The sequence below is a fragment of the Agromyces protaetiae genome (genome assembly GCF_030866785.1).
Lineage (GTDB): Bacteria > Actinomycetota > Actinomycetes > Actinomycetales > Microbacteriaceae > Agromyces > Agromyces silvae.
In genome coordinates this window covers 2,361,918-2,383,456 of the sequence record NZ_CP133018.1, presented here as the reverse complement: position 1 = coordinate 2,383,456, position 21,539 = coordinate 2,361,918, and the positions used below count along the sequence as shown (strand labels likewise).

19 protein-coding genes are annotated in these 21,539 nt (G+C 70.9%); 18 read left to right on the top strand and 1 reads right to left on the bottom strand.

Annotated elements, in window-relative coordinates; genetic code table 11:
- The first annotated feature begins 111 nt into the window (after positions 1-111).
- The 17 genes from mraY to QU602_RS10915 all read left to right on the top strand — a co-directional run bounded on the left by mraY (position 112) and on the right by QU602_RS10915 (position 19,628).
- Positions 112-1,209, top strand: coding sequence for a phospho-N-acetylmuramoyl-pentapeptide-transferase (mraY, locus tag QU602_RS10995; protein WP_308796495.1), 1,098 nt, complete (start codon positions 112-114; stop codon positions 1,207-1,209).
- Positions 1,194-2,741 (top strand): UDP-N-acetylmuramoyl-L-alanine--D-glutamate ligase, encoded by a 1,548-nt coding sequence (murD, locus tag QU602_RS10990; RefSeq protein WP_308796493.1) that lies wholly within the window; start codon positions 1,194-1,196, stop codon positions 2,739-2,741. Before mraY ends, murD begins: the two co-directional genes overlap by 16 nt.
- A complete protein-coding gene (gene ftsW / locus QU602_RS10985; protein WP_308796492.1) occupies positions 2,698-3,942 on the top strand; it encodes a putative lipid II flippase FtsW in 1,245 nt (414 codons plus the stop codon). Before murD ends, ftsW begins: the two co-directional genes overlap by 44 nt.
- Positions 3,939-5,039: a UDP-N-acetylglucosamine--N-acetylmuramyl-(pentapeptide) pyrophosphoryl-undecaprenol N-acetylglucosamine transferase gene (locus tag QU602_RS10980; protein WP_308796491.1), complete on the top strand. Its 1,101-nt coding sequence runs from the start codon at positions 3,939-3,941 to the stop codon at positions 5,037-5,039. The genes ftsW and QU602_RS10980 overlap by 4 nt, the downstream gene beginning before the upstream one ends.
- Before the next feature lie 82 nt (positions 5,040-5,121).
- Positions 5,122-6,525, top strand: coding sequence for a UDP-N-acetylmuramate--L-alanine ligase (murC, locus tag QU602_RS10975; RefSeq protein ID WP_308796490.1), 1,404 nt, complete (start codon positions 5,122-5,124; stop codon positions 6,523-6,525).
- Between the two features lie 88 nt (positions 6,526-6,613).
- Entirely contained in the window at positions 6,614-7,690 is a 1,077-nt protein-coding gene (locus tag QU602_RS10970; protein WP_308796489.1) for an FtsQ-type POTRA domain-containing protein, read from the top strand.
- A gap of 178 nt (positions 7,691-7,868) precedes the next feature.
- Positions 7,869-9,104, top strand: a complete 1,236-nt coding sequence (ftsZ, locus tag QU602_RS10965; RefSeq protein ID WP_308796488.1) for a cell division protein FtsZ — start codon at positions 7,869-7,871, stop codon at positions 9,102-9,104.
- Positions 9,101-9,826 (top strand): YggS family pyridoxal phosphate-dependent enzyme, encoded by a 726-nt coding sequence (locus QU602_RS10960; protein ID WP_308796487.1) that lies wholly within the window; start codon positions 9,101-9,103, stop codon positions 9,824-9,826. The genes ftsZ and QU602_RS10960 overlap by 4 nt, the downstream gene beginning before the upstream one ends.
- A gap of 43 nt (positions 9,827-9,869) precedes the next feature.
- Positions 9,870-10,364: a cell division protein SepF gene (locus QU602_RS10955; RefSeq protein ID WP_308796486.1), complete on the top strand. Its 495-nt coding sequence runs from the start codon at positions 9,870-9,872 to the stop codon at positions 10,362-10,364.
- Positions 10,365-10,375: 11 nt separating this feature from the next.
- Positions 10,376-10,696, top strand: coding sequence for a YggT family protein (locus tag QU602_RS10950; RefSeq protein ID WP_308796485.1), 321 nt, complete (start codon positions 10,376-10,378; stop codon positions 10,694-10,696).
- A 136-nt stretch (positions 10,697-10,832) separates the two neighbouring features.
- Positions 10,833-11,540, top strand: a complete 708-nt coding sequence (locus tag QU602_RS10945; protein WP_308796483.1) for a DivIVA domain-containing protein — start codon at positions 10,833-10,835, stop codon at positions 11,538-11,540.
- A 25-nt stretch (positions 11,541-11,565) separates the two neighbouring features.
- On the top strand, positions 11,566-12,096 hold the full coding sequence (gene lspA / locus QU602_RS10940; protein ID WP_308796482.1) for a signal peptidase II: 531 nt from the start codon (positions 11,566-11,568) through the stop codon (positions 12,094-12,096).
- 16 nt (positions 12,097-12,112) lie between these two features.
- The gene (locus QU602_RS10935) at positions 12,113-13,033 is read left to right on the top strand and encodes an RluA family pseudouridine synthase (protein ID WP_308796481.1); all 921 of its coding nucleotides are present in this window, start codon (positions 12,113-12,115) and stop codon (positions 13,031-13,033) included.
- Positions 13,034-13,194: 161 nt separating this feature from the next.
- Complete coding sequence (gene dnaE / locus QU602_RS10930) at positions 13,195-16,665, top strand: DNA polymerase III subunit alpha (protein WP_373692930.1); 3,471 nt, start codon at positions 13,195-13,197, stop codon at positions 16,663-16,665.
- A gap of 23 nt (positions 16,666-16,688) precedes the next feature.
- The gene (hisD, locus tag QU602_RS10925) at positions 16,689-18,032 is read left to right on the top strand and encodes a histidinol dehydrogenase (RefSeq protein ID WP_308796479.1); all 1,344 of its coding nucleotides are present in this window, start codon (positions 16,689-16,691) and stop codon (positions 18,030-18,032) included.
- 12 nt (positions 18,033-18,044) lie between these two features.
- Entirely contained in the window at positions 18,045-18,518 is a 474-nt protein-coding gene (gene nrdR / locus QU602_RS10920; protein ID WP_308796478.1) for a transcriptional regulator NrdR, read from the top strand.
- Positions 18,519-18,560: 42 nt separating this feature from the next.
- The gene (locus QU602_RS10915) at positions 18,561-19,628 is read left to right on the top strand and encodes a quinone-dependent dihydroorotate dehydrogenase (protein ID WP_308796477.1); all 1,068 of its coding nucleotides are present in this window, start codon (positions 18,561-18,563) and stop codon (positions 19,626-19,628) included.
- A 33-nt stretch (positions 19,629-19,661) separates the two neighbouring features.
- On the opposite strand, the gene QU602_RS10910 is transcribed toward QU602_RS10915, so the two are convergent.
- Positions 19,662-20,753 carry an App1 family protein gene (locus tag QU602_RS10910; RefSeq protein WP_308796476.1) on the bottom strand — a complete coding sequence of 364 codons (1,092 nt, stop codon included), beginning with the start codon at positions 20,751-20,753 and terminating at the stop codon, positions 19,662-19,664.
- A 108-nt stretch (positions 20,754-20,861) separates the two neighbouring features.
- On the opposite strand from QU602_RS10910, the gene QU602_RS10905 reads away from it, so the two are divergent.
- Positions 20,862-21,524, top strand: coding sequence for a TetR/AcrR family transcriptional regulator (locus QU602_RS10905; RefSeq protein WP_308796475.1), 663 nt, complete (start codon positions 20,862-20,864; stop codon positions 21,522-21,524).
- The last annotated feature ends 15 nt before the right edge of the window (positions 21,525-21,539 follow it).

Here is a 21,539-nt window from a genome sequence, read left to right as displayed (position 1 = left end):
TCCGCCGGCTCGGCCGCCTCAGCGACCGACGGGGAGTGTCCGCATGAGCGGCGCAGCAGCACTGATGATCCGCGGGCTCGGCTGCCTCAGCGACCGACGGGGAGTGTCCGAGTGAGAGCACTGCTGACCGCCGGAGCGTTGTCGCTCGCCTTCACGCTGTTCCTGACGCCGCTGTTCATTCGGCTGTTCCGTCGCATCGGGTGGGGGCAGTTCATCCGCGATGACGGCCCGCAGTCGCACCACGTGAAGCGCGGCACGCCCACGATGGGCGGCATCATCTTCATCCTCGGTGCGCTCTTCGGCTATTTCGTGGCGACGCTGCTGGTGAGCAACGAGCCGCCGACGCCCTCCGGACTGCTCGTGCTGTTCATGATGGTCGGCCTCGGCATCGTCGGGTTCGTCGACGATTTCCTGAAGACCCGAAAGAAGCAGAGCCTCGGACTCGGTGGCTGGGCGAAGGTCGGCGGCCAGGTCGTCGTCGCCGGCGCGTTCGCGCTGCTCGCCCTGCAGTTCCCGAACGCGCAGAACGCGACGCCTGCCACGACGAAGATCTCGTTCATCCGCGACCTGCCGCTCGATTTCATGGTGTTCGGCACGGTCGTCGGCATCGTGCTGTACGTGATCTGGATCTGCCTGCTGACGGCGGCGGCGTCCAACGCGGTGAACGTGACGGACGGCCTCGACGGACTCGCGGCCGGCGCCTCGATCCTCGCGATCGGCTCGTTCGTGATCATCGGCTTCTGGCAGTTCAATCAGTCCTGCTTCAGCGAGAGCCTCGACCCGGCCGACGCGTACCGCTGCTATGACGTGCGCGATCCGCTGGACCTCGCGATCGTCGCGACGGCGATCGTGGGTGGACTCATCGGCTTCCTCTGGTGGAACACCAATCCCGCGCACATCTACATGGGCGACACCGGGTCGCTCGCGCTGGGCGGCGCGCTCGCGGCGCTCGCGATCCTCAGCCGCACCGAGCTGCTGCTGCTGCTCATCGGCGGTCTGTTCGTGATCGAGACCGGCTCGGTGATCGTGCAGCGGGCGTACTTCAAGCTCACGCGCGGCAAACGTATCTTCCTCATGAGCCCGATCCACCATCACTTCGAGCTGAAGGGGTGGGCGGAGGTCACCATCGTCGTGCGCTTCTGGATCATCGGCGGGCTCCTCGTGGCCGCCGGCGTCGGCAGCTTCTACTTCGAATGGCTCCAGCAGTGACGGATGTCTCGCCCACCCGCCTCGACGGGCTCACCAGCTGGCACGCCGACTGGAGCGGACTCCGCGTCGCGGTGCTCGGCCTCGGGGTCACCGGGTTCGCGGTCGCCGACACGCTCACCGAGCTCGGCGCCGACGTGCTCGTGCTCGCGTCCAAGCCCGACGACGAGCGTGCACGGATCCTCGATGTGATCGGTGCCGGATTCGTCGTCGACCCGCTCGAGACGGCGCCGCCGGCGCTCGTCGACTTCGCGCCGGAGCTCGTGATCGCGTCCCCTGGGTTCCATCCCGACCACGCGGTCCTCGAGTGGGCGGCCGCGGGTGGCATCGCCGTGTGGGGCGACATCGAGCTCGCCTGGCGGGTGCGCGACAAGGTGCGCCCCGCCGACTGGATCCTCGTCACCGGCACGAACGGCAAGACGACCACGGTGCAGCTCACCGCGACCCTGCTCGCGGCGAACGGTCTGCGCGCAGCGCCCTGCGGCAACATCGGCGTGCCGGTGCTCGATGCCGTGCGCGACCCGGGCGGCTTCGACGTGCTCGTGGTCGAGCTCTCGAGCTACCAACTGCACCATCTGCGCACCACCGGGCCCGGCGCGCTCCACCCGTGGTCGAGCGTGTGCCTCAATCTTGCCGACGACCACCTCGACTGGCACGGCTCGTTCGAGGCGTACCGTGCGGCGAAGGCCAAGGTCTACGCGAACACGCGCGTGGCGTGCGTCTACAACCGGGCTGACGAGGTCACGCGCGGCATGGTCGAGGACGCCGAGGTCGAAGAGGGCGCGCGCGCGATCGGCTTCGGCCTCGACACGCCGGGGCCGAGCGACTTCGGCGTCGTCGAGGGCATCCTCTGCGATCGCGCGTTCCTCGAGGAGCGGCACACGGCCGCCCTCGAGATCACGACCCTCGGCGAGCTCGAGCCGCGCGGCCTCGCAGCGCCGCACATCGTGCAGAACATCCTCGCGGCGTCGGCGCTCGCGCGGTCGTTCGGGGTCCCGGTGGGCGTGATCCACGACGCGCTCCTCGACTTCCGTCTGGACGCGCATCGCATCGAGACCGTGGCGCTCGCCCGAGGCATCCGTTGGATCGACGACTCGAAGGCGACCAATCCGCACGCCGCGCAGGCGTCGCTGACCGCCTTCGGGCGCGTCGTATGGATCGTCGGCGGCCTGCTCAAGGGTGTCGACGCCGACTCGCTCGTCGCCGCGCACGTCGGGCGGTTGCGCGCCGCGGTGGTCATCGGTCGCGACCGTGCGGCGCTCGTGGCCGCGTTCGGCCGACACGCGCCCGGGCTGCCGCTGTTCGAGGTGACCGCGGACGACACTGAGCAGGTGATGCCCGAAGCGGTCGCCCTCGCGGCGACCGTGGCGGAAGAGGGGGACACCGTGCTCCTCGCTCCGGCGGCCGCGTCGATGGATCAGTTCGCCGACTACGCCGACCGAGGCCGGCGGTTCCATCACGCGGTGCAGGCGATGCTCGGAGGTGAGGCTGGTGACGACTCCACCCAAGGCCTCGCGCCCCGCGAAGACCACTGAGGCGTCGGGCGTCCACGCGGCTCGTATCCGGCTCGGCCGGGTCCTGCGCGCGGAGTCCGGCGACTACTTCCTGCTGCTCGGCACGACGATCTTCCTCGTCGCACTCGGACTCGTGATGGTGCTGTCGTCGTCGCTGGTCCAGTCCAAGCTCGACGAGGGCGACTTCCTCGGCCAGGCCAGCAGGCAGGGCCTGTGGGCGTTGTTCGGCGTGCCGATCATGCTCTTCGCCAGCCGGATGCCGCAGAAGTTCTGGATGGCGCTCGCGTGGCCGGCGCTCGCGGTCGCGTGCGTGATGCAGGTGCTCGTCGTCGCCACCCCGCTCGGCATCGAGGTGGGCGGCAATAGGAACTGGCTCGCGCTCGGGTCGTTCTCGTTCCAGCCGTCCGAGGCGATCAAGGTCGCGCTCGTGCTCTGGCTCGGGCTCATCGTGACCAAGAAACAGGACAAGCTCGACGACTTCGTGCACGGCCTGCTCCCGATCCTGCTCGTGGGCGGCGGTGCGATCGGCCTCGTGCTGCTCGGCGGCGACCTCGGCACCGTCATGGTGATGGCCGGCATGCTGCTCGGCGCGCTGTTCCTGATCGGCGTGAAACTGCGACTGCTGCTCGTCCCGGTGATCGTCGGCGCCGTCCTGTTCGGGATCGTCGCGGTATCGAGCGACAGCCGGCTGCGACGCATCACCTCGTTCCTCCAGGAGAACTGCACGACGATCGACCAGGAGGACTGCTGGCAGAGCCAGCACGGCATGTTCGCGCTCGCGAACGGCGGCATCTTCGGGGTCGGGCTCGGCAACTCGGCGGCGAAATGGTCGTGGCTGCCCGCGGCCGACAACGACTTCATCTTCGCGATCATCGGCGAGGAGCTCGGATTGATCGGGGCGATCGTCGTCATCGGCCTGTTCGCGTTGCTCGCGGTCGCGCTCGCGCGCGTGCTGCGCGGCGCGCAGACGCCGTTCGGCCGGGCGGCGACCGCCGCGGTGACCGTCTGGGTGATCGGGCAGGCGCTGGTGAACATCGGCGTCGTGCTGAAGGTGTTCCCCGTGCTCGGCGTGCCGTTGCCACTCGTCTCCGCGGGCGGCACCGCCCTGCTCACGACGCTGTTCGCGATCGGTGTCGTGCTCTCGGTCGCGCGGGATCCCGAGGGCACTGCTCGGTTCTCGATGCCGTTCACGGGCCGACGTGCGAGGAGCACCACCACGTGACGACCTACCTGCTCGCCGGCGGTGGCACCGCCGGTCATGTGAACCCGCTGCTCGCGGTCGCCGACCGGCTCCGCGAGCGCGATCCCGACGTGGACGTGCTCGTGCTCGGCACCGCCGAAGGACTCGAGTCGCGACTGGTGCCGGCTCGCGGCTACGAGCTGCTGACGATCGCGAAGGTGCCGTTCCCGCGGCGGCCGAACCGCCAGGCCGTGGTGTTCCCGGCCCGGTTCCGGCAGTCGATCGACGACGTGCGCCGGCTGATCGGCGCGCACGGCGTCGACGTGGTCGTCGGCTTCGGCGGCTATGTCTCGACGCCCGCGTACCTCGCCGCGCGCCGGGCCCGCGTCCCCGTGGCCATCCACGAGGCGAACGCCCGGCCCGGGCTCGCGAACCGGCTCGGCGCGCGGTTCTCGGCCGCGACCGGGGTCGCGTTCGCGGGTACGCCGCTGCCGCGAGCCGAGGTCGTGGGTATGCCGCTCAGACGAGAGATCGAGCGCCTCGACCGGGTCGCGTCGCGCGCCGAGGCGGCGCTGGCATTCGGGCTCGACGCCGATCGCCCGGTGCTGCTCGTCACGGGCGGATCGCTCGGGGCACGCCGGATCAATACGACCGTCGTGGACTCGGCCGAACGGCTGCTGGCGACCGGGTGGCAGGTGCTGCACTTGACCGGCGGGTCGAGCGAGGTGGCCGATCCGGGGCTCGAGGGCTATCGCATGGTGGAGTACGCCGACCGCATGGACCTCGCGCTCGCGCTGGCGGACGCCGCCGTGTCGCGCGCGGGAGCCGGCACCGTGAGCGAGCTCGCCGCGCTCGGCATCCCGGCGGTCTACGTGCCCTACCCGGTCGGCAACGGCGAGCAGCGGTTCAATGCGGCGCCCGTGGTCGCCGCGGGCGGCGGGCTGCTGGTCGCCGATCAGGCCTTCACGCCCGAATGGGTGACCGCGACGCTCGCGCCGCTCCTCGAGGACGCGCCGGGCGTCGCCGCCATGGCGCGTGCCGCCGCAGCGGCGGGCTTCCGCGACGGCACCGACCGCATGGTCGCCCTCGTCGATCGCGCGCTCGGCGGGGGAGCCCGCGCTGCGGGCGATCCCGCGTAACGTTGAAGGAGCGAGATGTCCCGCGCGGGGCATCCACCGGCGGGAGGCCCGCCGGACGCGACCGCGAAAGGCCCGAACCGACGTGACCATCAAGCCCGACCCCTCAGTGAGGATCCCCGCCGAACTCGGCAACGTGCACTTCGTGGGCATCGGCGGGTCCGGCATGAGCGGCATCGCCCGGCTCATGCTCGGCGACGGTCACCGCGTGACCGGTTCGGATGTGCGCGACTCGGCGAACATCGCCGCGCTTCGTGAGCTCGGGGCCGCGGTCGCGATCGGACATCGCGCGGCGAACCTCCCCGACGACACCGACACGGTCGTCGTCACGGGTGCGCTCTGGCAGGACAATCCCGAGTACCAGCTGGCGCTCGAGCGCGGGTTGCCCGTGCTGCACCGCTCGCAGGCGCTGGCGGCGCTGATCGGCGGGCGCCGGCTCGTCTCGGTCGCGGGTGCGCACGGCAAGACCACGTCGACGGGCATGATCGTGACCGGCCTGCTCGGCGTGGGCGCCGACCCGAACTTCGTGAACGGCGGGGTCATCGCCGACCTCGGTGTGAGCTCGGCGTCGGGGCGCGACGAGCTCTTCGTAGTCGAGGCCGACGAGTCCGACGGCTCGTTCCTGCTGTACGACACGTCCGTCGCGCTCATCACGAACGTCGACCCCGACCACCTCGACCACTACGGCTCGCGCGAGGCGTTCGAGCAGGCGTTCGTCGACTTCGCCGACCGGGCCCGCGAGCTCGTCGTGATCTCGTCCGACGACCCTGGCGCGACCCGGGTGCGCGATCGGCTCGCGCACGGCGCGGTCGTCACGTTCGGTGCGGCGGCGGATGCCACGGTGCGCGTGCACTCCGTCGAGACCGACGGTCCCGTGGCTTTCGCGATCGACTACGACGGCCGGACCTACCGGGCGCGGCTGCGCGTGCCGGGACGGCACAATGCGATCAATGCCGCCGGGGCGTTCGCCGTGCTCGTCGGGCTCGGGCACGATCCGGCCGCGGCGCTCGCGGGCATCGAACGGTTCGGCGGCACGGGCCGCCGCTTCGAGCTGCACGGCACCGTCGGCGGGGTGAGCGTCTACGACGACTACGCGCACCACCCGACCGAGGTCGCCGCGGCGCTCGAGGCCGCCCGCACGGTCGTCGGCGACGGCCGGATCATCGCCGTGCATCAGCCGCACACCTACAGCCGCACGCAGGCGTTCGCGACCGAGTTCGCCGAGGTGCTCGAGCGGTTCGCCGACGAGACGGTCGTGCTCGACGTGTACGGCGCGCGCGAGGACCCCGTGCCGGGGGTCACGGGCGAACTGGTCAGCGAGCGTTTCGCCGACGCGTCGCATGTCGCGTTCATCGCGGACTGGCAGGCGGCCGCCGACCACACCGCGCGGATCTCACGCGACGGCGACTTCGTGATCACTTTGGGCTGCGGCGACGTGTACCGCATCGTGCCGCAGCTGCTCGCCGCGCTCGAGCGGGAGCGCGAGTGAGGGCGGCACCCGCGTGAGGCGGCCGCAGGGGTTCGACGGGCCGCCTCGGTCGCGGCATCCGGAACCGGTCCCGGAGACGGCGGGCGCGGTGACCGAGCGGGGGAGCGGCCGGGCGCGCGGGGCGCGCGCGTCGCGCACCGCGAGCGAACGCGCCACCACCGAGCCGATTCCGGTGCAGCGTCCGGACCCGGCCCCGCCGGTGGAGGACGCCGACGCCACGCAGCCCATCGAGCCGCTGATCCGCGAGGGCACGGGTTCGCCGCGTCGGGGATTCCGGGCCGGCCGCTCGCGGGCCGGCTCCGAGCCGGATGCTCCGTCATCCGCGGATTCATCGCCGCCCGACTCGTCCGAGGCATCCGCACCGTCCGGATCCGGCGGCGCAGGGTCCGCGTGGACCGACGTGCGGGCGGCGAGGCGCGCCCTCGCGCGAGCGCGCGCGGCGCGGAAGCGGTACGAGCGGCAGGAGGTGCGCCGGTTCACCGAGCGGTCGCGCCGCCGCCGCCGGGCCTGGCTGATCGGCGCCGGTTCGGTGCTGCTGGTGTCGGTGGGTCTGCTCGCGATCGCGTACTCGCCGGTGATGGCGCTCCGTGAGGTGCGTATCGAGGGGGCGGCGCGCATCCCCGTCGCTGAGATCCAGGCCGCGTTCGCGGAGGATCTCGGCACGCCGCTGCCCCTGATCACCTCGGCCGAGGTGCAGTCGGCCCTCGAGGCGTTCCCGCTGATCGAGACGTACTCGACGGAGACCCTGCCGCCCGGGACGCTCGTGGTCCGCATCGTCGAGCGGGTGCCCGTCGGGGTGCTCGAGACGCCGGCCGGGCTCGAGCTCGTCGACGCGGCCGGCGTGGTCATCGAGCGGCCGGCCGAGCGGCCCGAGGGGCAGCCGGTGATCAGTGCCGGTCCCGTGACGAGCGAAGGGTTCCGGGCGGCGGCCGCGGTGATCCGCAGCCTGCCGGCCGACGTCCGCGCGCAGGTCGTGCACGCCAGTGCCGAGACGGCCGACGATGTGCGGCTCGTGCTCGCTGGCGACGCGGCGGTCGTGTGGGGCAGCGCCGAGGAGTCCACGCTCAAGGCGACGGTGCTGGCTCAGCTCATGCGCTCGGCACCGCCCGGAACGGTCACGACCTACGACGTCTCTGCGCCGATGAGCCCCGGGCTGATCGGATGACGCGCCGCGCCGCGCGTCGGCTTCCGATGGGTTTGGCCGGGGGATCGCGACACGCGGGTGCGCCTTGCCGAGCGGAACAGCTCGCACACCGTACCGTCGTCGCAGGAATTGCATACTCGGCAAGACTTTAACCTTCAGGTGAAGGTTCAAGGTTCAGAGTTCGCACGGAGGGCCGGAAATGTCGACTAACCAGAACTACCTCGCCGTCATCAAAGTCGTCGGCATCGGCGGCGGCGGTGTGAACGCGGTGAACCGCATGATCGAGCTCGGTCTGCGCGGCGTCGAGTTCATCGCGATCAACACCGATGCACAGGCGCTGCTCATGTCGGACGCCGACGTGAAGCTCGACGTCGGCCGAGACCTCACGCGAGGCCTCGGCGCGGGCGCCGACCCCGAGGTGGGCCGTCGCGCCGCCGAGGACCACGCCGAGGAGATCGAGGAGGCGCTCGCGGGCGCCGACATGGTCTTCGTGACCGCCGGTGAGGGCGGTGGCACCGGCACGGGCGGCGCGCCCGTCGTCGCCCGCATCGCCAAGTCGATCGGCGCGCTCACGATCGGTGTGGTGACGAAGCCGTTCAGCTTCGAGGGCAAGCGCCGGCAGACCCAGGCCGAGCAGGGCGTCGGCCGGCTGAAGGAAGAGGTCGACACCCTCATCGTGGTGCCGAACGACCGGCTGCTGGAGATCAGCGACCGCGGGATCTCGATGCTCGAGGCGTTCTCGACCGCCGACCAGGTGCTGCTCGCCGGTGTGCAGGGCATCACCGACCTGATCACGACCCCCGGCCTGATCAACCTCGACTTCGCGGACGTCAAGTCGGTCATGCAGGGCGCGGGCTCCGCGCTCATGGGCATCGGCTCGTCACGCGGTGCCGACCGGTCGATCAAGGCCGCCGAGCTCGCGGTCGCGAGCCCGCTGCTCGAAGCCTCGATCGATGGCGCGCACGGCGTGCTGCTCTCGATCCAGGGCGGATCGAACCTCGGCATCTTCGAGATCAATGACGCCGCCCGGCTCGTCCAGGAGGCCGTGCACCCCGAGGCGAACATCATCTTCGGTGCCGTCATCGACGACACCCTGGGCGACGAGGTCCGGGTCACGGTCATCGCCGCGGGCTTCGACGGCGGCGAACCGCAGGCCAAGGCACAGCTCGAGGACCAGTCCGAGGCGCGGCGTACCGCCGCTGTGCCGGCGGCGGTCGGCGCGGCCGTCGGCGGCGCCGGTGCGCTCGGCGGTGCGGGCGCCCTCGGCGGCTCGATCGCCGACGGCGGCGAGCTGGCCTCCGAGATCGACATCGAAGAGCTCGTCGAGACCGCCAACTGGGGCGAGATCGACCCGCCTGCCGGCGATCAGATCGTCACCGACCCGGCGTTCGACGACGACGGCGACGACCTCGACATCCCCGACTTCCTGAAGTGACCACCGAGCCGCCGACGACCGGGCCCGCCCAGGCGGGCGGGCCGGGTGAGCCGGGCGGGCTCGGCGGACGGCTCGCGCGGGTGCGCGAGGGCGTGGCGGATGCCGCGGCGGAGGCCGGCCGCAGCGCCGAGGAGATCACGACGATCGTTGTGACCAAGTTCCACCCCGCCTCGCTCGTCGCCGAGCTCGCCGCGCTCGGCGTCGGCGATGTCGGCGAGAACCGCCATCAGGAGGCCCAGGCGAAGGCCGCCGAGCTCGGGCCCAGCTGGCCCGATCTCCGCTGGCACTTCGTCGGGCAGCTGCAGAGCAAGAAGGCGCGACAGGTGCGCGCGTACGCGAGTGCGATCCACTCGGTCGACCGTGCGGCGCTCGTCGACGCGCTGCGCTCCGACGAGGCATCCGTCGACGCGTTCGTCCAGGTGAACCTGACGGACGATCCCGGGCGGGGCGGCGTCGCGCCCGGCGAGCTCGACGCGCTCGTCGAGCGCGTACTGGCCACGCCGGGGCTGCGGCTGCGCGGCCTGATGGCGGTCGCACCGCTCGGTGTCCCCGCCCGACCCGAGTTCGCGCGCGTTCGTGAGCTCTCCGAACGGGTCCGCCGGCTCGCGCCCGACGCAGGTGCGCTGTCGATGGGCATGAGCCACGACTACCGCGACGCGATTCTCGAAGGCGCGACACACCTTCGCATCGGCACGGCAATCACGGGGAATCGGCCCGCCTGAGGTTAGCCTCGAAACAGATTTTCACGAACCACGGAGGGCAGCGATGTCGAACCCGCTGAAGAAGACGATGGTCTACCTCGGACTCGCCGACGAGGAACTCGAGGCCGAGACGCCGCAGGCGCACGCCCCGGCCGCGAGCCAGCCCGCGCCCGCGCCCGTCGTCCAGGCCGCACCCGCCCCCAAGGGCGGCGCCGCAGTGACGCCGCTGCGGAAGTCGCAGCCGCAGCCCGTCCCCACGACCCTGCAGGCGGATATGAACGAGATCCTCACGGTCCACCCGCGCCAGTACCGCGACGCCCAGGTCATCGCCGAGTCGTTCCGCGAGGGCGTGCCGGTGATCATCAACCTGTCGCAGATGTCCGACAACGACGCTCGGCGCCTCATCGACTTCGCCAGCGGCCTGTCGCAGGGCCTGCACGGCAAGATCGAGCGCGTGACGAGCAAGGTGTTCCTGCTGTCACCGGCGCACGTGGTCGTCTCGGGCGAAACCGGCAGCGGCGAGGGCGACGCGGACGCGACGTTCTTCGCACACGCGTAGACTCTCCCGTCGTGGGAGCACTTTCGGTCGTCTGGAGCATCCTCTCGACGCTCCTCCTGATCTATTTCTTCGTCATGTGGGCGCGCTTCGTGCTCGACCTGGTCCGAACCTTCAACCGGCACTGGCGGCCGACCGGGTTCTGGCTGGTCGTCGTCGAGCTGGTGTACACCGTCACCGACCCGCCCGTGCGGTTCTTCAGGCGGCTCGTGCCGCCGATCCGCATCGGGCAGATCGCGCTGGATCTGGGCTGGAGCCTCGCCATGCTCGTGGTCATCGTGCTGATGACCATCGTCTCCGGGCTGTCGGCGGCCACGGCCGTCGCCGCCGCCTGACGTGTGCCCACCGGGCGCCTGACGATCTGCTGCGAGCGTGACCCGGTGCGACCGCACGCACTGCGACCCACCGGGCGAGGCTGATATCGTGAGCAAATCCGTTCCGAACCGTTCGACAGATGTGAGGGTTGCAGCCATGGCGCTAACTCCGGAAGATGTGGTCAACAAGCGCTTCCAGGCAACGAAGTTCCGCGAGGGCTACGACCAGGACGAGGTCGACGACTTCCTCGACGAGGTGGTCGTCGAGCTGCGCCGCCTGAACCAGGAGAACGAGGAGCTGCGCCAGCGGCTCGCTGCCGCCGAGGCGCGCGGCGGCGACTCGTCGCGCACGGCCCCGGTCGCGCCGGCGCCGGCCGTCTCGGCGCCGACGCCCGCCACGGCCTACGCTGAGCCGGCCGCGCCGCCGCCCACCGTGGCCGTGCCCACCCAGCAGGCCACGCCGCAGTCCGAGATCGACGAGCAGACCAGCACCACGAACCTGCTGCAGCTGGCCCGCCGGCTGCACGAGGAGCACGTGCGCGAGGGCGTCGAGAAGCGCGATGCGCTCATCGCCGAGGGCCACGCCACGGCGGCGCGCGTCGTCGCCGAGGCCGAGGCCAAGTCGCGCGCGCAGATGAACATCCTCGATCAGGAGCGCATCGCGCTCGAGAAGCGGGTCGACGAGCTGCGGGTCTTCGAGCGCGACTACCGCCAGAAGCTCAAGAGCTACATCGAGGTCCAGCTGCGCGAGCTCGACACCGCGACGCCGGTCCAGGTCTCGGGCAACCAGGGCTTCTCCGGCTCGGGTGCGAACCGTCAGGGCGAGGCCGCACCGTCGCCGACGTTCCAGGGCTTTGGCGGCTGACCGAAGCGCTCGCGCCGCGAGTACCGTGACCGCGTTGGCCGTCCTCTTCGGGGCGGCCATCGCGGCGTACGGGCTCGATCAGCTGAGCAAGGCCCTCGTCGTCGCCCACCTCACCGAGGGCGAGGCGGTTCCGGTGCTCGGCACCGTGCTGCAGTGGCAGTTCGTCAGGAACCCGGGCGCGGCGTTCTCCATCGCGAGCGGGATGACCTGGATCTTCACGATCCTCGCCGCAGCGGTCATCACGTTCATCGTGTGGTTCGCACGGCGCATCCGCTCGGTCGCGTGGGCGCTGGTGTTCGGGTTGTTGCTGGGCGGCGTGCTCGGCAACCTGACCGACCGGCTGTTCCGGGAGCCGAGCTTCGGGCTCGGGCATGTCATCGACTTCATCTGGACGCCGTGGCTGCTGCCGGCGATCTACAATCTCGCCGACATCGCGATCGTGTCGAGCATGGTGCTCTTCATGATCCTCACCATCCGCGGCATCGGGCTCGACGGTTCGCGCGAGCGACGGTCGGCCGATGAGGCGCCCGTGGCTCAGCCCGCGGCGGAGGCCTGATGGGCGGCACACGCTGATGGAGCATCGCGCGCTTCCCGTCCCAGACGGGCTCGAGGGCGCCCGCGTCGATGCGGGCCTCGCGAAGCTGTTGGGGTTCAGCCGGACGCAAGCGGCCGACGTCGCGACCGCCGGCGGCGTGCTCGTCGACGGCCGCGTCGTCGACAAGTCCGATCGCCTGCACGCGGGGGCGTGGCTCGACGTGAGCTGGGAGCCGCCCCGGCCGCTCGAGGTCGAGGCGATCGCCGTGCCCGACCTCGGCATCGTGCACGACGACGACGACCTGGTCGTCGTCGACAAGCCGGCGGGCGTCGCCGCGCATCCGTCCGTCGGATGGACGGGACCGACCGTCGTGGGGGCACTGGCCGCCGCCGGGTTCCGCATCTCCACATCGGGCGCACCCGAGCGACAGGGCGTCGTGCACCGGCTCGACGCCGGCACCAGCGGGCTCATGGTCGTCGCGAAGTCCGAGCGCGCCTACACGGCGCTGAAGCGGGCGTTCCACGACCGCGAGGTCGAGAAGATCTACCACGCCGTCGTCCAGGGGCATCCCGACCCGCTCTCGGGCACGATCGACGCACCGGTCGGCCGGCACCCCCGCTCGGACTGGAAGTTCGCGGTCACGGCCGACGGCAAGCACGCCGTGACCCACTACGAGACGATCGAAGCGTTCCCATACGCGTCGCTGCTCGAGATCCACCTCGAGACCGGCCGCACCCACCAGATCCGCGTGCACATGGCCGCGCAGCGGCACCCCTGCGCGGGCGACGCCATGTACGGCGCCGACCCCAGGTTGAGCGAGCGACTCGGGCTCGGCCGGCAGTGGCTGCACGCGCGCGAGCTCGGGTTCGTGCACCCCGGCACGGGGGAGTGGGCCGTGTTCACGAGCGACTACCCGGCCGACCTGCAGCGTGCGCTCGATCTGCTCAGCGGCGACTGAGCGCGGGCTCGCCGACGAGGCATCCGCTCGTGTCGGCGGGTGCGCTTAGACTCGCAGCACACGCCCCCGAACCATCCGTTCGCACCACCCCTCAGCACCGCCCAAGGAGTTCCGTGGCCGCCGATTCCTTCGTTCATCTGCACGTCCATTCCGAGTACTCGATGCTCGACGGTGCGGCCCGGGTGGGCGAGCTCATGAAGGCGGCCGTCGCCGAGGGCATGCCGGCCGTCGCGGTGACCGACCACGGCAACGTGTTCGGCGCCTACGACTTCTGGAAGCAGGCGACCGACGCCGGCATCAAGCCCATCATCGGCACCGAGGCCTACGTCACGCCGGGCACCCACCGCAGCGACAAGACGCGTATCCGGTGGGGCAACGGTGGCGGTGACGACGTCTCCGGCTCTGGCGCGTACACGCACATGACGCTGCTGTCGGAGACGACAGAGGGCATGCACAACCTCTTCCGGCTCTCGAGCCGCGCGTCGATCGAGGGGTACTACTTCAAGCCGCGCATGGACCGTGAGCTGCTGCAGACCTACTCGAAGGGCCTCATCGCCACGACCGGCTGCCCGTCGGGCGAGGTGCAGACCAGACTCCGGCTCGGCCAGTACGACGAGGCGGTCAAGGCCGCCGCCGACTTCCGCGACATCTTCGGCGCCGACAACTACTTCGCCGAGATCATGGACCACGGGCTCGGCATCGAGAAGCGCATCATGGACGACCTGCTGCGGCTCGCGAAAGACCTCTCGCTGCCGCTCGTCGCCACGAACGACCTGCACTACACGCACGCGCACGACGCGAAGAGTCACGCGGCGCTGCTCTGCGTGCAGTCGGGCTCGACGCTCGACGACCCGAATCGGTTCAAGTTCGACGCCGACGAGTTCTACCTGAAGTCGGCGGCCGAGATGCGCCACGTGTTCCGCGACCATCCCGAAGCGTGCGACAACACGCTCGCGATCGCCGAGCGGTGCGACGTCCAGTTCAACACCAGCGCGAACTACATGCCGCGCTTCCCGGTGCCCGAGGGCGAGAACGAAGAGAGCTGGTTCATCAAGGAGGTCGAGCGCGGCCTGCACGACCGGTACCCCGACGGCATCCCCGCAGATGTTCGCAAGCAGGCGGACTACGAGACCGGCGTCATCAGCCAGATGGGCTTCCCCGGCTACTTCCTCGTGGTCGCCGACTTCATCAACTGGTCCAAGAACAACGGCATCCGCGTGGGGCCCGGTCGCGGGTCCGGAGCCGGGTCCATGGCCGCGTACGCGATGAAGATCACCGACCTCGATCCGCTCCAGCACGGACTCATCTTCGAGCGGTTCCTGAACCCCGACCGCGTCTCGATGCCCGACTTCGACGTGGACTTCGACGAGCGTCGTCGCGGCGAGGTGATCAAGTACGTCACCGAGAAGTACGGCGAGGAACGCGTCGCGCAGATCGTCACCTATGGCACGATCAAGGCCAAGCAGGCGCTGAAGGACTCGAGCCGCGTGCTGGGCTTCCCGTTCGGCATGGGGGAGAAGCTCACCAAGGCCATGCCCGCGGCCGTCATGGGCAAAGACATCCCGCTGTCCGGCATCCTCGACAAGGACCACCCCCGGTACAAAGAGGCCGGCGACATCCGTGCGCTCATCGAGACCGACGCCGAGGCGAAGACGGTCTTCGAGACGGCGCTCGGCCTCGAGAACCTGAAGCGCCAGTGGGGCGTGCACGCGGCCGGCGTCATCATGTCGAGCGACCCGTTGATCGACATCATCCCGATCATGAAGCGCGAGCAGGACGGCCAGATCGTCACGCAGTTCGACTACCCCGCGTGCGAGTCGCTCGGCCTGATCAAGATGGACTTCCTCGGGCTCCGCAACCTCACGATCATCGACGACGCGCTCGACAACATCGAGGCCAACCGCGGGTTCCGGCCCGTGCTCGAAGACCTCGATCTCGACGATCGCGCGGCGTACGAACTGCTGTCGCGGGGCGACACGCTCGGCGTGTTCCAGCTGGACGGCGGGCCCATGCGTTCGCTCCTCCGTCAGATGAAGCCCGACAACTTCGAAGACATCTCGGCCGTCATCGCGCTCTACCGGCCGGGCCCCATGGGCGCGAACTCGCACATCAACTACGCCCTGCGCAAGAACGGCCTGCAAGAGATCACCCCGATCCACCCCGAGCTCGCCGAACCGCTGAAGGACATCCTCGACACGAGCTACGGCCTGATCATCTATCAGGAGCAGGTCATGGCGATCGCGCAGAAGGTGGCGGGGTTCTCGCTCGGTCAGGCCGACATCCTGCGCCGCGCCATGGGCAAGAAGAAGAAGTCCGAGCTCGACAAGCAGTACGAGGGCTTCTCGGGCGGCATGATCGCCAACGGCTACTCCGAGGCCGCGATCAAGATGCTCTGGGACATCCTGCTGCCCTTCTCCGACTACGCCTTCAACAAGGCGCACTCGGCCGCCTACGGCGTGCTCAGCTACTGGACCGCGTACCTCAAGGCGCACTACCCTGCCGAGTACATGGCCGCGCTGCTCACGAGCGTGGGCGACGCGCGCGACAAGCTCGCGCTCTACCTCAACGAGTGTCGGCGGATGGGCATCAAGGTGCTGCCGCCCGACGTCAACGAGTCGATCGGGTTCTTCGCGGCCGTCGGCGACGACATCCGCTTCGGGCTCGGCGCGGTCCGCAACGTCGGGTTCAACGTCGTCGACGCGATCCGCGCGGCGCGCGACACCGAGGGGCGATTCGAGACGTTCCACGACTTCTTGAAGAAGGTGCCGATCCAGGTCGCGAACAAGCGCACCGTCGAGTCGCTCGTGAAGGCCGGCGCATTCGACTCGCTCGGGCACACCCGGCGTTCGCTCGTCGAGATCCACGAGTCCGCGGTCGAGTCGGCGGTCAAGGAGAAGCGGGCCGCCGAGAACGGCGATGTCGGCTTCGACTTCGACAGCCTGTTCGAAGATCATGAACGCGAGGCGGCGCCCTCGCCGGTGCCCGAGCGGCCCGAATGGGCGAAGAAGCAGAAGCTCGCCTTCGAGCGCGAGATGCTCGGCCTGTACGTGTCCGAGCATCCGCTCGACGGCCTCGAGGCGCCGCTCGCGAAGCACGCCTCGACGACCATTCTCGACCTCACCTCGTCCGACGCCACGCAAGACGGCGACACCGTCACGGTCGCGGGGCTCGTGACGAGCGTCCAGCATCGGGTGGCACGCCAGTCCGGCAACCAGTACGGCATGATCGAGGTCGAGGACTTCTCCGGCTCGATCACCGTGATGTTCATGGGCAAGGCCTACCAGGAGTTCGCGCCAGGCCTCGTCGCCGACTCGATCGCCGTGGTCCGCGGCCGGGTCAGCATGCGCGACGACGGTATGAACCTGCACGCGTACAGCGTGATGACGCCCGAGTTCGGACAGAGCGACGAGAGCGGGCCGGTCATGATCTCCATGCCCGACGTGCGCGCCACGACCGAGACGATCTCGGCGCTCGGCGAGGTGCTCAGTCGGCACCGTGGCGACACCGAGGTCCGGCTGAAACTCACGAAGGGGCAGGCCGCCCGCGTGTTCGAGGTGCCCTACCCCGTGCGGGTCACCGCGGACTTCTACGGCGAGCTGAAGAGCCTGCTCGGTCCGGGCTGTCTCACCTGAGCGCTCGGTACGCTTGACGCATCATGCTGCGCACCATCGATCTCCGCGGGACCCGTCCGACCCCCTCCGAGCTGCTCGGCCTCGTGCCGCGGGCGGCGACCGACGTGCAGGCCGCGCTCGAGCCCGCGCGCGAGCTCATCGATGCGGTGCGTGCGCACGGCGAGCAGGCGCTCCTCGACCAGGCCGAACGGTTCGACCGGGCACGCCCCGCGACGATCCGCGTCCCGGCCGATGAGCTGGCCGCCGCCCTCGTCGCGCTCGACCCGGAGGTCCGCGCGGCGATCGAGGCGACGATCGAGCGCGTGCGGGCGGCGAGCCTCGCGCAGGTGCCCGCGGCCCAGACGACGGTGCTCGCGCCGGGCGCGGTGATCGAGCAACGGTGGCAGCCCGTCGCCCGAGTCGGCCTCTACGTGCCGGGCGGCAAGGCCGTGTACCCCTCGAGCGTCGTCATGAACGTCGTGCCCGCCCAGGTCGCCGGCGTGCGGTCGATCGCCCTCGCCTCGCCACCCCAGGCCGACCACGGCGGCCGGGTCCACCCGACCGTCGCGGGCGTCGCGGCGCTGCTCGGCATCGACGAGGTCTACGCGATGGGCGGCGCCGGCGCGATCGGCGCGTTCGCGTACGGCGTGCCCGACATCGGGCTCGAGCCCGTGCAGCGGGTCACCGGGCCGGGCAACGTCTTCGTGGCCGCCGCCAAGCGTCTCGTCGCCGGCGTCACCGGCATCGATGCTGAGGCCGGGCCCACCGACATCCTCGTGATCGCCGACGGCACCGCCGACGCCGACTTCGTCGCGGCCGATCTCGTAAGCCAGGCCGAGCACGATGAGCTCGCCGCAGCCGTGCTCGTGACCGACTCCGTCGAGCTGGCCCAGGCCGTCGCCGGCCGGCTCGCCGAGCGGGTCGCGGGCACCCGGCACGCCGCTCGCGTGCGCCAGTCGATCACCGGGCCGCAATCGGCCGTCGTGCTGGTCGACGACCTCGAGCAGGCCGCCGCCTTCGCGAACGCCTTCGGGCCCGAGCACCTCGAGATCCAGGTGGCCGACGCGGAGGCCGTGCTCACGCGCATCGACAACGCCGGCGCGATCTTCGTCGGTCCCTACTCGCCGGTGAGCCTCGGCGACTACGCGGCCGGCTCCAACCACGTCCTGCCGACCGGGGGCACCGCCCGCTACGTGTCCGGCCTCTCGGCCGCGACCTTCCTGCGCCCGCAGCAGGTCGTCCGGTACGACGAGCCGGCGCTCCGCGAGGTCGCCCCGGTGATCGCCGCACTGTCGGCCGAAGAAGACCTGCCCGCGCACGGCGAGGCGGTCACGGCGCGCTTCACGGCGGAGCGTGCGGGCGAGTCCCCGCGCGCAGCGCGCGGGTAGGCTGGGGCCACCATGTACTGCCCCTTCTGCCGTCACCCCGATTCACGGGTCATCGACTCGCGCACGAGCGACGACGGTCTCTCGATCCGGCGACGTCGCCAATGCCCCGAGTGCGGCGGACGGTTCTCCACGACCGAGACCGCGAGCCTGTCGGTGATCAAGCGCAGCGGTGTCGTCGAGCCGTTCAGCCGCGAGAAGGTCGTGCTCGGCGTGCGGAAGGCGTGCCAGGGGCGCCCGGTCACCGACGCCGACCTGGCGGTCCTCGCGCAGCGGGTGGAAGAGACGATCCGCTCGACCGGCGCGTCGCAGATCGAGGCGAACGACATCGGCCTCGCGATCCTGCCGCCGCTCCGCGAGCTCGACGAGGTGGCGTACCTGCGGTTCGCCAGCGTCTACCAGGCGTTCGAGTCGCTCGACGACTTCGAGTCGGCGATCGAGGCCCTCAGAGCCGAACACGGACGGCTCCCGGCGCGGCCGGTCGAGTAGCCACGACGCGCAGGTCACGATTCGGATACTCTGGGCCGCGGCATGTATCGACTTCTCTTCACCCACGTCCTCACGCACCTCGATCCGGAGCGGGCGCACCATCTCGCGTTCCGGGTCATCAGATGGCTTCCGGCGTTCGGTCTGGGGCGGCTGGTCGAGCGCGTCACCCGGCCTGCACCGGAACTCGAGGTGACCGCGCTGGGGCTGCGGTTCCCGTCGCCGTTCGGCGTCGCCGCCGGCTTCGACAAAGACGGTCTCGCGGTGCGCGGCCTCGGGCAGCTCGGGTTCGGCCACGTCGAGGTGGGCACGCTCACGGCGATCGCGCAGCCCGGCAACGAGCGCCCGCGCATGTTCCGGCTGGTGAAGGACCGGGCGCTGGTCAATCGCATGGGCTTCAACAACGGCGGGGCGGATGCCGCGGCGGGGCGTCTCTCGCGCCTCGCCCGCCGGCGCGACCGGCCGGTGCTGGGCGTGAACATCGGCAAGAGCCGGGTCACGCCCGTCGAGGAGGCCGTGGCCGACTACGAGCGCAGCGCACGGGTGGTCGCGCCGTTCGCGGATTACCTGGTGGTCAACGTCAGCTCGCCCAACACGCCGGGGCTGCGCGGTCTGCAGGAGCTCGACGCGCTCAGTCCGTTGCTCGAGGCCGTCCGCGCCGCGGCCGGTTCGACGCCGCTGCTGGTCAAGATCGCGCCCGATCTCGCCGACGACGAGGTGCGGCGCCTCTGCGAACTCGTGGTCCGGCTCGGGCTCGACGGCATCATCGCCACGAACACGACCGTCTCTCGCGAGGGGCTGCGCACAGCGCGCTCCGAGGTGGAGCGCATCGGCGCGGGCGGGCTCTCCGGCGCGCCGTTGGCCGCACGTTCGCTCGAGGTGCTGCGGCTCGTGCGTGACCACGTACCCGCCGAGCTCTGCGTCATCTCGGTCGGCGGGGTCGAGACGGCCGCCGACGTGCAGGACCGGCTCGATGCCGGTGCGACGCTCGTGCAGGGCTACTCGGGCTTCATCTACCGCGGTCCGCTGTGGGCGCGCGAGATCAACCGCGGTCTCGCACAGTTCGCGCGTGCGCGTGCCCGTGGGGGCCGCGCCGCGGTGCCCTCGGCCTGACCCCGCGGGCGCCGGGGCATCCGCTCGCCGGGCTCAGGCGAGGGGTGGCTCGGGCTGCGGCGGGCCGGGGTGCATGATGCCGGCCTCGGCGAGCTGGTCGGCGAGGGTGGACCCGTCGCCGGCCGAGACCCACGGCACCTCGTCCGTGTGCTCGTCCGCCTTGGTGCGGCCACCCGCGAGCACGGCCTCGCCGGTCGACAGGCGGCGGATCGCGACGGCGGCGACCCGGCCGGGGTGATCGGCCGCGAAGCGCGCGTAGAGTTCCTCGTCGTGCTGGCCGTCGTCGCCGACGAGCAGCCACCGTACGTCGGGGAACTCCTCGGCGAGCCGCCGCAGGTTCTCCTCTTTGTGGGCACGCCCGCTCCGGAACCATCGGTCGTGGGTGGGCCCCCAGTCGGTGAGCAGCAGCGGGCCCGCCGGGTAGAGGTTGCGGTCGAGGAAGCGCGTGAGGGTCGGCGCGACGTTCCACGCGCCGGTCGACAGGTAGATCACCGGCGCGCCGGGGTGGTCGCGCACCAGGCGTTCGAACAGCACGGCCATGCCGGGCGTCGGGATGCGCGCGTGCTCGTCGAGGACGAACGTGTTCCACGCCGCGACCAGCGGGCGGGGGAGCGCGGTCACCATGACGGTGTCGTCGACGTCGGAGATGACCCCGAAACGAGCCTCCGGATCGATCACGTGCACCGGCGCCTCGACCGGCTCGGAGCCCTCGGTGTGCAACTGTGCGCGATGCCAGCCGGGCTCGAGCCGCACGGGCACCTTGGTGTCGACGACGCCGCCGCGGTCGGCGAGCACCTCGAGACGCTGGCCGCCGACCTCGATGATCACGGGCACGTCGCCGACCGGCACGCTCGTGAAGCTCCGCCATCCGCGGATGCTCTGCGCGCGGGTCCGCCCACGTCTGCCGCCAGCCCCGGCCGGCACCGGTTTCGACAGCAGCACCCGGCACAGGACCCTGACCCACTCGGTCGAGCCGTAGCCGGTGTACGGCACCACCGTGGGGAGGTGTCCGCGTCGTCGCGCGAATCGCTCGCGGACGTCGTGCAGCCAGTCTTCGATACGCGCCGCGCCGTGACGAGTCGTGCGCTGACGGGCTCCGACCGGGGAGGGGGAGGTCTCCGGCATCCCTCCAGTCTGTCATGCCCGTTCGCGTCTCGCGTGCCGGGCGGCGGGGCTGGTCACCCGCCGTCTACATGCCCGGTAATATAGTTGCCGTTATCGACTGGAGGTTCCGTGCCGAACATCGACCTGATCCTGGGGGCCGATCATGGGCGCATCAGCACCGTGCGCACCGAGCCGACCCAGCGACGCAGCACCCAACGACTGGACGCACTGCTCGACGCGGCCGCCGAACTGGTCGACGAAGTCGGCTTCGAGCGGCTGACGACGCAGATGGTCGCCGAGCGCGCCGGCGCCTCGATCGGGACGGTGTACCGGTACTTCCCGGACCGGGTCGCGGTGCTGCACGGCCTGCGTGAGCGCTCGATCGACCGGTATCGGGCGCGTGTGGCCGAGCGGCTCGCGGAGATCGACCTGACCACGTGGTGGCAGCTCGTGGAGACCGCGGTCGACGCGCTCGACGGGCTCTACCGCGACGAGCCCGGGTTCACCGTCGTCCACGCGGCGGACCGTGAGCTCTCCGACGACGGCGAGGAGCCGGAGTTCGCCAGCCGCATGGTGCGCGTGCTCGCGGCGGAGTTCGCCGGCATCGCCGACACGCCCGAGCTGCGATTCCGGTTCGGCGTCGCCATGGAGTTGGTGGAGGCGCTGGTCTACCGCGCGCACTCGCGTGACCCGCAGGGCGATTCCCGGTACATCGACGAAGCGAAGGCCGTGGTCCGCCACTACCTCTCCGAACACCTCGCTCCGCTGACGGAGGACGGTTCGGCCGCCTAGCACATCGGGCACACT